The organism is Vibrio sp. 03_296, from assembly GCF_002265885.1.
The window spans coordinates 1-765 of the sequence record NZ_NPKW01001064.1 but is presented as its reverse complement, the minus strand read 5'-3'; the positions used below and the strand labels follow the sequence as shown (position 1 = coordinate 765).

General features: G+C 52.3%; 1 pseudogene. It reads right to left on the bottom strand.

The annotated features are described in order from the left end of the window. Positions 1-254: 254 nt before the first annotated feature. Positions 255-682, bottom strand: a pseudogene (locus CIK04_RS34995) (AMP-binding protein). Positions 683-765: the final 83 nt, after the last annotated feature.

Below are 765 nucleotides of genomic sequence, written 5' to 3'. Positions count from 1 at the left end.
ACCAAACGCAACGATTGCAGTTGCGAGCCTTGCGAGCAAGAAAGCAGCATTTCCAAAATCGCCGGCACTGACACCCAAATCGTCACCTTATGCTGCTCGATCAATTGGTTCCATTTCAACGCATCTTTTCACCATCGCGCCAGGAAGTCACCAGCGCGCCCGTGCTAAACGCCAGCAAACACGTCAAAACGCCCGACATATCTGGTGATACGGTGTCACGGGACATGATCACATCCTGAGACGAAATCGACCACTCACGGCAGGTTTGACCAATGACATTGGACGCGCTGATTATTGACCACCACGCATTTCGGCTTGCCAGTGGTGCCTGAGGTATACAGATAGTAGCGTTGGGTGCTTTGACTTAAACGCGACAACTGTTCATAACTCGGCAACGGAGCCTCACTTGCGATGGGGCAGAGGAGCTCTGAGAAGGTGACGGATTCCACAACGTCACCGTGTTGCGTGACCACCAGTTCCGCGTTGCAATTGCTGAGCAAATAAGCCAATCGGTCATGAGGTGAGGAGCAGTCAATGGTACCCATACCATGCCCGACAGTGAGCATGCCAACGTCATCACCAAGTGCTCCACACTTCGTGGAAGACAGATAGCCACCACGCTGCCTTGTTGCAACCCTCTGGCATTAAGGTGGCGCATTACACAAGTGACTTTCGAGCCCAGTTCTGCATACGAAACCGCGGTTTCACCACAAATGATCGCCGTTTTTTCGTTGGTTTCATCAAACAGTTGACGCGCAATGTGCG